The 13,724-nt window shown below is 60.7% G+C and carries 12 protein-coding genes; 5 read left to right on the top strand and 7 right to left on the bottom strand.

From position 1 onward, the window contains the following. The first annotated feature begins 120 nt into the window (after positions 1-120). Positions 121-1,050, top strand: coding sequence for a transcription regulator VimR (vimR, locus tag AC19YY_RS09235; RefSeq protein WP_170058653.1), 930 nt, complete (start codon positions 121-123; stop codon positions 1,048-1,050). Positions 1,051-1,184: 134 nt separating this feature from the next. Next, positions 1,185-1,883: an ArsR/SmtB family transcription factor gene (locus AC19YY_RS09230; RefSeq protein WP_169957143.1), complete on the top strand. Its 699-nt coding sequence runs from the start codon at positions 1,185-1,187 to the stop codon at positions 1,881-1,883. Positions 1,884-1,914: 31 nt separating this feature from the next. Here AC19YY_RS09230 and AC19YY_RS09225 read toward each other — a convergent pair whose 3' ends face one another. Then, on the bottom strand, positions 1,915-2,868 hold the full coding sequence (locus AC19YY_RS09225; RefSeq protein WP_170042552.1) for an adenosine deaminase: 954 nt from the start codon (positions 2,866-2,868) through the stop codon (positions 1,915-1,917). Between the two features lie 194 nt (positions 2,869-3,062). Between AC19YY_RS09225 and AC19YY_RS09220 the strand changes: the two genes are divergently transcribed. Beyond that, positions 3,063-4,151, top strand: coding sequence for a calcium:cation antiporter (locus tag AC19YY_RS09220; RefSeq protein WP_432754999.1), 1,089 nt, complete (start codon positions 3,063-3,065; stop codon positions 4,149-4,151). Here AC19YY_RS09220 and AC19YY_RS09215 read toward each other — a convergent pair whose 3' ends face one another. The 6 genes from AC19YY_RS09215 to AC19YY_RS09190 all read right to left on the bottom strand — a co-directional run bounded on the left by AC19YY_RS09215 (position 4,152) and on the right by AC19YY_RS09190 (position 10,225). Then, positions 4,152-5,507 carry an 8-oxoguanine deaminase gene (locus AC19YY_RS09215; protein ID WP_169957147.1) on the bottom strand — a complete coding sequence of 452 codons (1,356 nt, stop codon included), beginning with the start codon at positions 5,505-5,507 and terminating at the stop codon, positions 4,152-4,154. A 241-nt stretch (positions 5,508-5,748) separates the two neighbouring features. Further along, entirely contained in the window at positions 5,749-6,435 is a 687-nt protein-coding gene (locus tag AC19YY_RS09210; protein ID WP_169957148.1) for an SDR family oxidoreductase, read from the bottom strand. Positions 6,436-6,481: 46 nt separating this feature from the next. Next, positions 6,482-7,063, bottom strand: coding sequence for an IMPACT family protein (locus tag AC19YY_RS09205; protein ID WP_169957150.1), 582 nt, complete (start codon positions 7,061-7,063; stop codon positions 6,482-6,484). A gap of 13 nt (positions 7,064-7,076) precedes the next feature. Next, entirely contained in the window at positions 7,077-7,736 is a 660-nt protein-coding gene (locus tag AC19YY_RS09200) for a TetR/AcrR family transcriptional regulator (protein WP_169957152.1), read from the bottom strand. Between the two features lie 87 nt (positions 7,737-7,823). Next, positions 7,824-9,218 carry a uracil-xanthine permease family protein gene (locus AC19YY_RS09195; protein ID WP_500604091.1) on the bottom strand — a complete coding sequence of 465 codons (1,395 nt, stop codon included), beginning with the start codon at positions 9,216-9,218 and terminating at the stop codon, positions 7,824-7,826. Positions 9,219-9,304: 86 nt separating this feature from the next. Further along, positions 9,305-10,225 carry a LysR family transcriptional regulator gene (locus tag AC19YY_RS09190; RefSeq protein WP_169957154.1) on the bottom strand — a complete coding sequence of 307 codons (921 nt, stop codon included), beginning with the start codon at positions 10,223-10,225 and terminating at the stop codon, positions 9,305-9,307. 125 nt (positions 10,226-10,350) lie between these two features. On the opposite strand from AC19YY_RS09190, the gene aptA reads away from it, so the two are divergent. After that, positions 10,351-11,700, top strand: a complete 1,350-nt coding sequence (gene aptA, locus AC19YY_RS09185) for an omega-aminotransferase AptA (RefSeq protein ID WP_029297539.1) — start codon at positions 10,351-10,353, stop codon at positions 11,698-11,700. A 74-nt stretch (positions 11,701-11,774) separates the two neighbouring features. After that, positions 11,775-13,268, top strand: a complete 1,494-nt coding sequence (locus AC19YY_RS09180; protein ID WP_432755002.1) for a CoA-acylating methylmalonate-semialdehyde dehydrogenase — start codon at positions 11,775-11,777, stop codon at positions 13,266-13,268. Positions 13,269-13,724 lie beyond the last annotated feature (456 nt).

The raw sequence follows: 13,724 nt of genomic DNA, 5'->3' as shown, positions 1-13,724 counted from the left end.
CGAGTTCCAGGGTGTGTGGAAGGGAATAGGTGGATCATTGGCTATTTCTCTTGCAGATAAAACCCGCTAAAAGAGCAGTCTCTTTCAATATATTTTTGATAATTAGTCGGGGCGATGCTCATGCTGCGTTTTGATGATTTGCAGTTGTTCGTGCGTGCGGCGGATTTGGGCAGTTTGTCTGCCGCCGCCCGGGTCATGGATATGTCGGCGGCGGTAGCCAGTGCCGCGTTGAAACGCATCGAGCAACAATTGGGTGCGCGCTTGCTGGCTCGCTCCACCCGCAGCCTGCGCCTGACCGCCGAGGGCGAGGGCTTCTTGCAGTACGCCCGTGGTGCCTTGAGCCAACTGGATGAAGGCCGGCGCCTGCTGGCCAGCGGTCAGGATCATGTCAGCGGAGTCTTGCAGCTGTCGGCGCCTTCGGACTTCGGACGCAACCTACTATTGCCGTGGCTCGACGAATTTCAACGTGAGCACCCGCAATTGAGCGTGCGCCTGCTGCTGGGCGACCGGATCGCCGACCTGTTCCGCCAGCCGGTGGATATCGCCTTGCGCTACGGCGAACCCGAGGACTCGAGCCTGGTGGCTTTGCCTGTGGCGCCGGACAATCGCCGGGTGCTGTGCGCGGCGCCCGGCTACCTGGCCCGCCATGGCGAGCCGCGCCACCTGGAGGAGTTGGCCCAGCACAATTGCCTGCTTTACATGCTCGGCAGCCGGGTGCACGACCATTGGAGCTTTCGCGATGGCAAGCGGGAAATCAGCCTGACCGTCACCGGTGACCGCTTCAGTGATGATGCCGATGTGGTGCGGCGCTGGGCCGTGGCCGGGGTGGGCATTGCCTACAAGTCCTGGCTGGATGTCAGCGCCGACGTGCTGGCCGGCCGCCTGCAGTTGCTCTTGCCGGAGCTGCAGGGTGAGCGCACACCGCTCAATCTGCTGTGCGCCCACCGCGCGCAATTGAGTAAACCGATCAATCTCCTGCGAGAAATGCTCGTGGCACGTTGTGGGAAGTTGAGCGCGCAGTTGCCTGAACGGCGAGGGACTACGCAATAACCCCAGGGGATTCAGGAAATTTCAGGCAGTTGCTGTAGCTGATTTGGCTGTAAGACGCCACGGAATCTGCTGCTTACACACTTATACTTTTGCGCGGAATGGAGCAGACCAACGATTCAACAGGGAGTGAGTACATGGAACAGGCACCTTGCATCAGCCAGATCGCCACCTTGCTGGCCGACCCTAAGCGCACCGCGATGATCTGGGCATTGATGGACGGCTCGGCCAAGCCGTCTGAAGAACTGGCGATGTTGGCTGGGTTATCGGCGTCATCGGCCAATGCGCATCTGGCGCGGTTGGCGGCGGGTGGATTGCTGCGTATTGAAGCCCGTGGGCGCAAACGCTTCTTCCGCATGGCGGCGGCGGATGTGGGCGCGGCAGTCGATGCGTTGGCCAGTACCACAATTGCCAGTGTGGCGCGCATTGCGCCCAGCCGGCCGGTGGCGGCGTTGCTGGCGCCGGCAGCGTTGCGCCAGGCGCGGCTGTGCCATGACCACTTGGGCGGGGAAATGGCGGCGGCACTTTATCAACGCATGCTGCTGGCGAAGTGGATCGAGCGCTACGAACAGCGGATCCATGTGACACCCCTGGGCGCACGGCATTTGGCCGAGCACGGCATTTTTACCCAGGCCTTGGCCCATCAGGGTTACTCGACGCTGGCTTGCGACTGTTTTGACTGGAGCGAGCAGCAGCCGCACCTGGGTGGGGCGCTGGGGGCGGGATTGTTGCAATTGTTCATGCAGTCGCGCTGGTTGAAGACAATCAACGAGTCGAGCGCACTGCAGGTCACCGAGACCGGGCGCCTGGAAATTGCCCGGATAGCGGCTGTGTAGGAGCCGGCAAGCCGGCTCCTGCCTGGGTTGCTTACGGCTTGATCAGGCGTGCATCCAGGCTGTTTTGCGCCAGGCGGCTGGCCTGGTCTTGGGTCATGCCCAGCGAGGTGTGCAACGCGTGGAAGTTCTCGGTGACATACCCGCCGAAGTACGCCGGGTCATCCGAGTTCACCGTGACCTTCACCCCACGCTCGAGCATGTCGAGGATGTTGTGCTGGGCCATGTCGTCGAACACGCACAGTTTGGTATTGGACAGTGGGCACACGGTCAGGGGGATCTGCTCGTCGATGATCCGCTGCATCAGGCGCTCGTCTTCGATGGCGCGCACGCCATGGTCGATACGCTGGATCTTCAGCAGGTCGAGGGCTTCCCAGATGTACTCCGGCGGGCCTTCCTCACCGGCATGGGCGACGGTCAGGAAACCTTCGCCACGGGCGCGATCGAACACGCGCTGGAACTTGCTCGGCGGGTGGCCCATTTCCGAGCTGTCCAGGCCCACGGCGACAAACGCATCACGGAACGGTAGCGCCTGGTCGAGGGTTTTTTCGGCTTCTTCTTCGCTCAGGTGGCGCAGGAAGCTGAGGATCAGGCCGCTGGTGATGCCCAGTTGCTGCTCGCCATCTTTGAGCGCGCTGGCGATGCCATTGAGCACCACTTCAAACGGGATACCACGGTCGGTGTGGGTCTGCGGGTCGAAGAACGGCTCGGTATGAATCACGTTCTGCGCTTTGCAACGCAGCAGGTAGGCCCAGGTCAGGTCGTAGAAATCCTGGGAGGTGCGCAATACATCGGCGCCCTTGTAGTAGAGGTCGAGAAACTCTTGCAGGTTATTGAAGGCGTAGGCCTTGCGCAGGGTTTCGACGTCATTCCACGGTAGCGCGATTTTGTTGCGTTCGGCCAGGGCGAACAGCAGCTCGGGCTCCAGCGAACCCTCCAGGTGCAGGTGCAGTTCGGCCTTGGGCAGGGCGTTGAGCCAGTCGTACATGTGTGCGTTCTCATCAGGTGCAATGGCGGCATTCTACAGGCCAGGGCGCAAATAATCGGTAAAACCTGACCGAGCGGTAAGCATTGTTCGTGCCTGCGGCAATGGGTGAATGAACTAAGGTGTAACGAAACGTTAGCGAATCGCCGCAGTCTGTACCCCATCAATGACTGAATCGCCGCTCGAAAAGGCCCGCAATGCTCACATCCCTCAAGCAAGAAAAATTCATGTGGCTGGCGCTGATCGCCGCCATCGCGGCCTACCCGCTGGAGCACTGGCTGCTGCACAGTGGGCAGGTGACGGCACTGCTCGGTGGCCTGGTGCTGATCGGTTTTATCGTCATGGCGTCGATGCGCGTGGCCCACCACGCCGAACTTCTCGCTGAAAAGGTCGGCGACCCCTACGGCACCATGATCCTGACCCTCGCGGCAGTGCTGGTGGAAGTGGTGATCCTGGCGATCATGATGAGCAACGAGGCGTCGCCGACCCTGGTGCGCGACACGATTTACTCGGCGGTGATGCTGGATATCAACGGCATCTTAGGCTTGGCCGCGCTGATGGGTGGCATCAAGCATGGGGAACAGTCCTACAACGATGATTCGGCGCGGACCTACAGCGTGATGATCCTCACCGCCATGGGCGTATCCATGGTGGTACCGGAATTTATCCCCGAGGCCGATTGGAAAATCTACTCGGCCTTCACCATTGGCGCGATGGTGGTGTTGTACGCCTTGTTCCTGCGCATGCAGGTGGGGCCACACAGCTACTTCTTCAGCTACAGCTATCCGGAAAAACGCCGCAAGCCGTTGCCGGAAGAACAGGCTTCGTCGGTCAACCTGACATTCTCCATCGTAACCCTGGTGTTTGGCGTGGTGGTGATTGGCGCATTGGCCGAAGTGATGTCCAAGACCCTGGACCTTGGCCTGGAGGGCACGGGCGCGCCGCCGGTGATCACGGCGATCCTGGTGGCAGCGATTTCCGCCGCCCCGGAGATTCTGACCGCCTTGCGCGCGGCATTGGCCAACCGTATGCAGTCGGTGGTCAACATCGCGCTGGGTGCTTCGTTGTCGACGGTGATCTTGACCGTGCCGGTGATGGAAGCCATGGCGCTGTACACCGGCCAGCCGTTTCAGATGGCGATGACGCCGGTGCAAACCGTGATGGTGTTTATCACGCTGATTGTCAGCGCGATCAACCTCAACGATGGCGAAACCAACGCCATCGAAGGGATGACCCATTTTGTGCTGTTTGCGACCTTTATCATGTTGTCGCTGCTGGGCGTGTAGTCAGCCGGCGATCAACTGCCGCGCCGCCTGGCTGTGATCGGCGATCAGGCCCTTGAGGTCCATGCCCTCGATTTGCCCCTCGATCACCCGCCACTTGCCGCCCACCATCACTCGATCCGCACGGTCGGCGCCGCATAGCAGCAGCGCCGAAACAGGATCGTGGCTGCCGGAGAAGCGCAGCTCATCGAGTTTGAACAGCGCCAGGTCGGCCTGTTTGCCTACCGCCAGTTCACCGATATCGCTACGGCCGAGCAACTGCGCAGAACCCTTGGTGGCCCAGCCCAGTACGCCTTCAGGGGTGATTTTTTCCGCGCCGTAGCGCAGGCGCTGGATATACAGGGCCTGGCGTGTTTCCAAAATCATGTTGGAGGCATCGTTGGAAGCCGAGCCGTCCACGCCCAGGCCAATCGGCGCGCCGGCGGCGATCAGGTCCAGGGTCGGGCAGATGCCGGAGGCCAGGCGCATGTTGGAGCTTGGGCAATGGCAAATCCCGGTGCCGGCCGCGCCCAGGCGGGCGATCTCCTCAGGGTTGAAGTGAATGCCATGGGCCAGCCAGGTGCGGGGGCCGAGCCAGCCGACGCTGTCGAGGTAGTCCACGGTGCGCAGGCCGAAGCGTTGCAGGCAGAAGTCTTCTTCGTCGAGGGTTTCGGCCAGGTGGGTGTGCAGGCGCACATCGAGCTGGTTGGCCAGTTCGGCACTGGCGCTCATGATTTGGGGGGTGACCGAAAACGGCGAGCAGGGCGCCAGGGCGATCTGGATTTGCGCGCCATCGCCGCGCTCGTGGTAGCGCTTGATCAGGCGCTGGCTGTCTTCGAGGATCACTTCGCCCTGTTGCACCGTCTGTTGCGGTGGCAGGCCGCCGTCGGCTTCGCCCAGGCTCATCGAACCGCGAGTGAGCATGGCGCGCATGCCCAATTCGCGCACGCTGTCGACTTGCACGTCGATCGCCTGCTCCAGGCCATCGGGGAACAGGTAGTGGTGATCGGCCGCGGTGGTGCAGCCTGAGAGCAGCAGTTCGGCGAGCGCGACTTTGCTGGCCAGGGCCAGTTTTTCCGGGGTCAGGCGCGCCCAGACCGGGTACAGGGTTTTCAGCCAGGGGAACAGCGGCTGGTTGACCACCGGGGCCCAGGCGCGGGTCAGGGTTTGGTAGAAGTGATGGTGGGTGTTGATCAGGCCGGGAAGGATCACGTGCTCGCGGGCGTCGAAGGTGTGTTCGCAGGCCAAGCTTGGTTGTTGGCCGAGGGCGAGTACTTCAACGATCACGCCGTCTTGCAGCACCAGGCCGCCACGGGCATCGAGAGCATTGGCAGTGAAAATCGCGAGAGGGTTTTTTAACCAGGTACGGGTCGCAGGCATTGGCCGGCTCCTCTGAATGATGGGTTCAGGTTTGCCAGCTCAGTGTTGCCCTGTCTGCTGATCCAGGGTCGCCGGTAAAGGCGAGGTGGGAAGTCTACGTGGAGTGAGCGGTGGGGTCTATCCACCGCTCATCCGACATCCATTTATCCTGTAGGAGCCGGCTTGCCGTCGATGAGGCCCGCCAATATTGCGATGTTCTCAGTGACGCCATCGCCGGCAAGCCGGCTCCTACAGGGTGGGGTTACCAGGGAATGGTCTGGCCCTTGTAGTTGACGAAATGATGGCCGCCCTTGCCGGTGTAGGCGTTCACTTGGGCAATCAGGCCGCGCACGCTGGTCTCCACGTCCAGGTCGGCCCCTTCGCCGCCCATATCGGTCTTGACCCAGCCCGGATGCAACGACAGGACGGTCAGTTTCTGCTCGCCCAATTGCGACACGAAGCTGTTGGTCATGGAGTTCAGGGCGGCCTTGCTGGCCTTGTACAGCGCAAGGTCTGGTGCGTCGGGCATGGTCACGCTGCCCAGCACCGAGCTCATGAACGCCAGTACGCCGCTGCCCTGGCGAATCTGCGGGGCAAAGCGTTGAGCCAGGTTAATCGGCGCCACGGCATTGGTGAAAAACAGTTGGCCGACTTCGGCCTGGGTCGCGTGGCCCGGGGTCTGGTTGGCCGGGCCCTTGACGCCGGCGTTGACGAACAGCAGGTCGAAGGTCTGGGTTTTCAGGCGCTGGTTCAAGGCGATGACGGCCTGTTGGTCGTCCATGTCCAGTTGCTCGATCTGTACCGGGCCCAGGTTTTTAAGGGCGTCGGCTTTTTGCGGGTTGCGCACGGTGGCGGTGACTTGCCAGCCATCAGCCAGCAATTGCTTGACCAGGCCAAGGCCCAGCCCGCGCGAGGCGCCGATGATCAGTGCGGTTTTTGGCGTAGACATGAAGGCTTCCTTTGGCGTCGGAGTTTAGTGAACAACCTTATCAGGTTCAGCGTTGTAGCAGGATTCGTCCGCGGCTCAGGTCGGCCAACTGCGTTTGCAGGGTGTCGATATGGGCTTCGCCGAGTGCCAGTTGCAGCTCCACGCCGTTGGCGGTGAAGGTTTCTTCCACCACCAGGCCACCCAGTTCGGCGACACGCAGCTTTACCAGCGTCAACTCGGCAAAGCCGCAGGCGCAACTCAAGGGCACGCGGCTGATCAGTTCGACCCGTTCGGCGTTTTGCAGGCATTTATTCGCGCCGCCCCCATAGGCCCGGGCCAGGCCACCGGTACCCAGTTGGATACCGCCATACCAGCGGACCACCAGCACCACGACCTGGTCAAACCCCTGGGCCTCGATGGCGGCCAGGATCGGCCGCCCGGCGGTGCCGCCGGGTTCACCGTCGTCGTTGCTGCGGTATTGCCCACCGAGTTTCCAGGCCCAGCAATTGTGCGTGGCGTTGAGGTCGCTGTGCTGCTCGATAAACGCCTGGGCGTCCTGCGGGCTGGTAATCGGCGCGGCATAGGTGATGAAGCGGCTTTTGCGGATTTCTTCGCGAAATTCGCAAAAGCCCGTAAGGGTGAAAGGCATTGGATCGCTTCGTTCAGAGGGCAGGCTTGATGCCACAGCCCTTGAGAATAATGTGGATAAGGTTGCTGCCGGCGTCTTCCATGTCCTGCTTGGTCAGCTTGGTGCGACCGGTCACGCGGCAGATCTGGGTCGCGAAGTCAGCGTAATGCTGGGTGCTGCCCCACAGCAGGAAGATCAAGTGTACCGGATCCACGGGGTCCATCTTGCCGGCATCGATCCAGGCCTGGAATACCGCAGCCCGGCCGCTGAACCAGGCGCGGTAGTCCTGGCTGAAATATTCGGTAAGGCATTCGCCGCCGCTGATGATCTCCATGGCAAAGATTCGCGAAGCCTGGGGCTGGCGCCGCGAGTATTCCATCTTGGTGCGGATATAGCGGGTCAGCGCCTCGGCAGGATCATCCTCGGCGGTCAAGGTGTTGAAGGTGCTGTCCCACAGTTCGAGGATATTGCTCAGCACCGCGATATACAGCCCCAGCTTATTGGTGAAGTAATAATGCAGGTTGGCCTTCGGCAGCCCGGCGCTCGCGGCGATGGTGTTCATGCTGGTGCCTTTGTAGCCATGCCGGGCGAATTCGTCTTCAGCGGCCTGGATGATCGCTTGTTCGTTCTTTTGCCGAATGCGGCTGGCGGGTTTTCCGGCGTGGCTGTTGTGGGCAGGAACTTCGAGGCTCATGGAGGTTTCCGTGCAGATCGATGAATGCGATTGCTGCACAGATAACCCACCCTCAAGCCTCAGACAAGTCCCGATACGATAAAAGCGTCAAAGCGGTTCCAGCGTGTCGTTTTCCACGAGTGGATTTGCGGCAGGCGTTGTCGCCTTGGATTCCGGCAGGATCAGGCACAACACAATCGCCGTCAGCCCGCCGCTGGTGATGGCTGAATCGAACAGGTTTTGCACCAGGGTTGGCATCAGGTGTAACAGGTTCGGTTGCGCGGCGATGCCCAGGCCGACCCCAAACGAGGTGGCGATGATCAGCATGCTGCGGCGGTCCAGCGGGGCTTGGGCCAGGATGCGCACGCCGGCGGCGGCCACGCTGCCGAACATCACCAGTGTCGCGCCGCCGAGCACCGGCTTGGGGATTTGCTGCAATACCGCGCCAATCAGTGGAAACAGTCCGAGGCAAAACAGCACTACGCCGATGTACAGGCCCACATAGCGGCTGGCGACGCCGGTCAACTGGATCACGCCGTTGTTCTGGGCAAAGGTGGTGTTGGGGAACGCGCCGAAAGTGGCGGCGATCATGCAACTGACGCCATCCCCCAGCACGCCGCCCTTGAGCCGGCTTATATAGGAAGGGCCGCTGATGGGCTGGCGGGCGATCATGCAGTTGGCGGTGAGGTCGCCCACGGTTTCGATGCTGCTGATCAGATAAATCAGCGCGACCGGCAGGAAAGCGCTCCAGTCGAAGCTGAAGCCAAAATGGAACGGCGTCGGCAGGCTGATCAAGGGCAGGTCGGGCAGGGGCTGGGGCACCAGCTTGCCGCTGAACCAGGCGGCGAGGCTGCCCAATAGCAGGCCGATGATGATTGCGCTCAGGCGTACCCACGGCGTATTCGAGCGATTGAGCAGGATAATCGTCAGCACCACGAACAGGCCCAGGGCCAGGTTAGTTGGCGCGCCAAAGTCCGGCGCATTGAAGCCGCCGCCCAGGTCGGTGATGCCCACCTTGATCAGGCTGATGCCAATCAGGGTAATCACAATCCCGGTTACCAGCGGCGTGATGACCCGGCGCAGTTGGCCGATAAAACGGCTCAACACGACCTGCACCAGCGCGCCGAAAAAGCACACGCCAAAGATCATCGCCAGGATGTCTTCCGGGCTGCCGCCGCGCTGCTTGACCAGGAAACCCGCCGATAACACTGCGCCGAGAAAGGCAAAGCTGGTGCCTTGCAGGCAGATCATCCCCGCGCCAATTCCAAACGGCCTACGGGCCTGGATGAAGGTGCCGACACCGGAAACCATCAACGCCATGCTGATCAAGTAGGGCAGGTGGGCGGCCAGGCCCAGGGTCGAGCCGATGATCAAAGGCGGGGTGATGATGCCGACGAAGCTGGCGAGCACATGTTGCAGGGCCGCGAGCAATGCGGGCAGTGGTTTGGGACGGTCGTTGAGGCCGTAGATCAGGTCGCTGGCGCTGGAGGATTCTGGTGGCATGGCATGTGGACTCGGGGCTGACGGTTCATGGTCCCTGTGCCTTGCAAAAAGCTGTCCACTTGCTCAGGTTTTGTGTGGGGCCCGTATCAGCGGGTCGCGGCCAGGCTGTCGAGAAAGCTTTCCAGCACCAAATGGGGGCGGCGGCCCTTGCGGGTGACCGAAGCCAGGCTTAAATCGTAAAAACGTGTAGGCGGTTTCAGCGCACGCAGTCGGCCTTGTTGCACCCACAGGCTGGCGTAGTGGTCGGGCAGGTAGCCGATATAGCGCCCGGTGAGGATCAGGAAGGCCATGCCCTCGCGGTCGGAAGCACTGGCGGTGCAGTTGAGCGCCTGATAATGGGCCTGGATATCGGCGGGCAGGCGGAAGGTTGGTGCGATGGCGTCCTGGCTATTGATGCGGTGGTCGTCCAGTTGCTTATCGTCCGCATAAAACAGCGGATGGCCCACCGCGCAGTAGAGCAGCGAACGCTCGCTGTACAGGGGTTGGTACTCCAGGCCCGACAGTGCGCTGGCCTGGGGCACCACGCCGACATGCAGGCGTCCGTCGAGCACACCTTGTTCCACTTCGTTGGGGGCGATCATGCGGATCTGGATCTGCACGTCCGGGCCGCGTTCTTTCAACTGCGCCAGGGCATGGGTGATGCGCATATGGGGCAGGGTCACTAGGTTGTCGGTCAGGCCGATGATCAGTTCGCCGCGCAGGTGCTGGTGCAGGCCGTTGACCTCGGTGCGGAAACTCTCCAGCGCACTTAATAGTTGCAGTGCGGACTGGTAGACCTCGCGGCCTTCTTCCGTCAGGGAGAAACCGGCGCGCCCGCGCTGGCACAGGCGCAGGCCCAGGCGCTGTTCGAGGTCGCTCATTTGCTGGCTGATGGCCGAACGGCCGATGCCCAGCACGGTTTCCGCCGCCGAGAAGCCTCCGCACTCCACCACACTGCGGAAGATGCGCAACAGGCGGATATCGAAGTCGCTGACTTGGGCTAGCGGGTCGGGTCGACGGCTGCTCATAGTTTAGTGAATGCCTGACTGAAGGTTAGAAGAGTTGCATTTCCTAGACTTTATCCCCGTGGCAATTTAGCTGCAACAACGCTTTTCAATCCCGACGCTGCCTTTTGCCCTGCGAGGTTTTGCTGATGAACATGCCCGAAAACGCCCCATCCACACTGGCCAGCCAATTGAAGCTGGATGCCCACTGGATGCCTTACACCGCCAACCGTAACTTCCAGCGCGACCCACGCCTGATCGTGGGTGCCGAAGGCAGTTGGTTGATCGATGACAAGGGGCGTCGGGTCTATGACTCGCTGTCGGGGCTGTGGACCTGCGGCGCAGGGCACACGCGCAAGGAAATCCAGGAAGCGGTCGCCAAGCAACTGGGCACCCTGGACTACTCGCCAGGCTTCCAATACGGTCATCCTTTGTCCTTCCAGTTGGCAGAAAAGATTACCGACCTGACCCCAGGCAACCTGAATCATGTGTTTTTCACTGACTCCGGCTCCGAGTGCGCCGACACGGCGGTGAAGATGGTGCGTGCGTACTGGCGTCTAAAGGGCCAGGCAACCAAGACCAAGATGATCGGCCGCGCCCGTGGTTATCACGGGGTGAACATCGCCGGTACCAGCCTGGGCGGCGTCAACGGCAACCGTAAGATTTTTGGTCAGGCGATGATGGATGTTGATCACCTGCCCCATACCCTGCTGGCCAGTAATGCCTTCTCCCGCGGCATGCCGGAGTTGGGCGGTATTGCCCTGGCTGACGAGTTGCTCAAGCTGATCGAGTTGCATGATGCTTCGAACATCGCTGCGGTGTTCGTCGAGCCGATGGCAGGCTCGGCTGGCGTGCTCGTGCCACCCCAGGGCTACCTCAAGCGCCTGCGTGAAATCTGTGACCAGCACAACATCCTGCTGGTGTTCGACGAAGTGATCACCGGCTTTGGCCGGACCGGCTCGATGTTTGGTGCCGATAGCTTCGGTGTGACGCCGGACCTGATGTGCATCGCCAAGCAAGTCACCAACGGGGCGATTCCGATGGGGGCGGTGATTGCCAGCAGCGAGATCTATCAGACGTTCATGAACCAGGCGACGCCTGAGTACGCGGTGGAATTCCCACACGGCTATACCTACTCGGCACATCCGGTAGCTTGCGCAGCCGGGTTGGCGGCATTGGATCTGTTGCAGAAGGAAAACCTGGTGCAGAGCGTGGCCGAAGTCGCGCCGCACTTTGAGAATGCGCTGCATGGCCTCAAGGGCAGCAAGAATGTGATCGACATTCGTAACTACGGCCTGGCCGGTGCGATCCAGATCGCCCCGCGTGATGGGGATGCCATCGTGCGCCCATTCGAAGCAGGCATGGCGTTGTGGAAGGCCGGGTTCTATGTGCGTTTTGGCGGCGACACCCTGCAGTTCGGCCCAACCTTCAACAGCAAGCCGCAGGACCTGGATCGCTTGTTCGATGCGGTCGGCGAAGTGCTGAACAAGATCGACTGATTTCTCCTTCTATATAGAACAACTGTCGGGCGCGACGCGTGTCGCGCCTGTGGACAACTTTTCAGGAGCCTTGCATGAGCCTTATCCAGCATTTGATCAACGGCGAACTGGTTAACGATAGCGGTCGTAGCGCCGACGTCTACAACCCATCTACTGGCCAGGTGATTCACCAGGTGCCATTGGCCAGCCGTGAAACCATTCAACAGGCGATCGACTCGGCCAAGGCGGCATTCCCGGCCTGGCGCAATACGCCACCGGCCAAGCGTGCCCAGGTGATGTTTCGTTTCAAGCAATTGCTGGAGCAGAACGAAGCCCGCATCTCGCAGTTGATCAGCGAAGAGCATGGCAAGACCCTGGAAGACGCCGCCGGTGAGTTGAAGCGCGGTATCGAAAACGTTGAGTACGCGTGCTCGGCGCCGGAAATCCTCAAGGGCGAGTACAGCCGTAACGTCGGCCCGAACATTGATGCCTGGTCCGACTTCCAGCCGCTGGGTGTGGTGGCGGGTATCACACCGTTCAACTTCCCGGCCATGGTGCCGCTGTGGATGTATCCACTGGCTATCGTCTGCGGTAACTGCTTCATCCTCAAGCCATCGGAGCGCGACCCAAGCTCGACGCTGTTGATTGCGCAGTTGCTGCAGGAAGCCGGTTTGCCCAAAGGCGTGTTGAGCGTGGTGCATGGTGACAAGGGCGCGGTGGATGCGCTGATCGAGGCGCCTGAGGTCAAGGCCTTGAGTTTTGTCGGTTCGACGCCGATTGCCGAGTACATCTATTCCGAAGCGACCAAGCGCGGCAAGCGTGTACAGGCGCTGGGCGGGGCGAAGAACCATGCGGTGCTGATGCCGGATGCGGACCTGGACAACGCGGTCAGTGCCTTGATGGGCGCAGCCTACGGTTCCTGCGGCGAGCGTTGCATGGCGATCTCGGTGGCCGTGTGTGTGGGTGACCAGGTGGCGGATGCTCTGATCGCCAAGCTGGTACCGCAGATCAAGGCGCTGAAGATTGGTGCGGGTACTTCTTGTGGCCTGGACATGGGGCCGCTGGTTTCTGCGCAGGCGCGGGACAAGGTCAGCGGCTATATCGAAGACGGTGTGTCTTCGGGTGCTGAGCTGGTGGTCGATGGGCGTGGCTTGAGCGTTAGTGGTCATGAGGAAGGCTTCTTCCTCGGTGGCTGCCTGTTTGATCGCGTGACACCTGAAATGCGCATCTATAAGGAAGAGATCTTTGGCCCAGTGCTGTGCATCGTCCGGGTGAATAGCCTGGAAGCGGCGATGCAACTGATCAATGATCACGAATATGGCAACGGCACCTGCATCTTTACCCGTGACGGTGAGGCGGCGCGCCTGTTCTGTGACGAGATTGAAGTAGGCATGGTAGGGGTTAACGTGCCATTGCCAGTGCCGGTGGCTTATCACAGCTTCGGCGGCTGGAAGCGTTCGCTGTTTGGCGACTTGCACGCCTATGGGCCGGATGGGGTGCGTTTCTATACCCGCCGCAAGGCGATCACCCAGCGCTGGCCGCAGCGTGCCAGCCATGAGGCGTCGCAGTTCGCGTTCCCTAGTTTGTAAGGTTGGATGAGCAGAAGGCCGGCCCCTTGGGGTCGGCCTTTGCGTTTTCGGGGCTTTTTTGAGCGATATGACAGAATTGTGAAAGTAACGGTTGACGGCGATTTATATCTGTCTATAATTCGCCCCACTTCCGGCGCAGTCGAAACGGAAAACTCCTTGGTAAACAAAGAGTTATGTAGTTTTCGGCAGCAGGTTGCTTCAGTTCATCGAAGCCAAAAGGAAGTTGAAAAAGAGGTGTTGACAGCAGCGTGTAACGCTGTAGAATTCGCCTCCCGCTGACGAGAGATCGAAGGCGCAAGTGGTTGAAGTTGTTGAGGAAAATCTCGAAACTTCTGAAAATAATCACTTGACAGCAAATGAGGCTGCTGTAGAATGCGCGCCTCGGTTGAGACGAAAGATCTTAACCAACCGCTCTTTAACAACTGAATCAAGCAATTCGTGTGGGTGCTTGTGGAG

The organism is Pseudomonas sp. MF09156 (genome assembly GCF_059862305.1).
This window is presented reverse-complemented; position numbering and strand designations above follow the sequence as displayed.

Bases quoted from the DNA above. Each gene is read 5' to 3' on its own strand.
- vimR (WP_170058653.1), top strand. From the start codon at position 121: ATGCTGCGTTTTGATGATTTGCAGTTGTTCGTGCGTGCGGCGGATTTG.
- AC19YY_RS09230 (WP_169957143.1), top strand. From the start codon at position 1,185: ATGGAACAGGCACCTTGCATCAGCCAGATCGCCACCTTGCTGGCCGAC.
- AC19YY_RS09225 (WP_170042552.1), bottom strand. From the start codon at position 2,868: ATGTACGACTGGCTCAACGCCCTGCCCAAGGCCGAACTGCACCTGCAC.
- AC19YY_RS09220 (WP_432754999.1), top strand. From the start codon at position 3,063: ATGCTCACATCCCTCAAGCAAGAAAAATTCATGTGGCTGGCGCTGATC.
- AC19YY_RS09215 (WP_169957147.1), bottom strand. From the start codon at position 5,507: ATGCCTGCGACCCGTACCTGGTTAAAAAACCCTCTCGCGATTTTCACT.
- AC19YY_RS09210 (WP_169957148.1), bottom strand. From the start codon at position 6,435: ATGTCTACGCCAAAAACCGCACTGATCATCGGCGCCTCGCGCGGGCTG.
- AC19YY_RS09205 (WP_169957150.1), bottom strand. From the start codon at position 7,063: ATGCCTTTCACCCTTACGGGCTTTTGCGAATTTCGCGAAGAAATCCGC.
- AC19YY_RS09200 (WP_169957152.1), bottom strand. From the start codon at position 7,736: ATGAGCCTCGAAGTTCCTGCCCACAACAGCCACGCCGGAAAACCCGCC.
- AC19YY_RS09195 (WP_500604091.1), bottom strand. From the start codon at position 9,218: ATGCCACCAGAATCCTCCAGCGCCAGCGACCTGATCTACGGCCTCAAC.
- AC19YY_RS09190 (WP_169957154.1), bottom strand. From the start codon at position 10,225: ATGAGCAGCCGTCGACCCGACCCGCTAGCCCAAGTCAGCGACTTCGAT.
- aptA (WP_029297539.1), top strand. From the start codon at position 10,351: ATGAACATGCCCGAAAACGCCCCATCCACACTGGCCAGCCAATTGAAG.
- AC19YY_RS09180 (WP_432755002.1), top strand. From the start codon at position 11,775: ATGAGCCTTATCCAGCATTTGATCAACGGCGAACTGGTTAACGATAGC.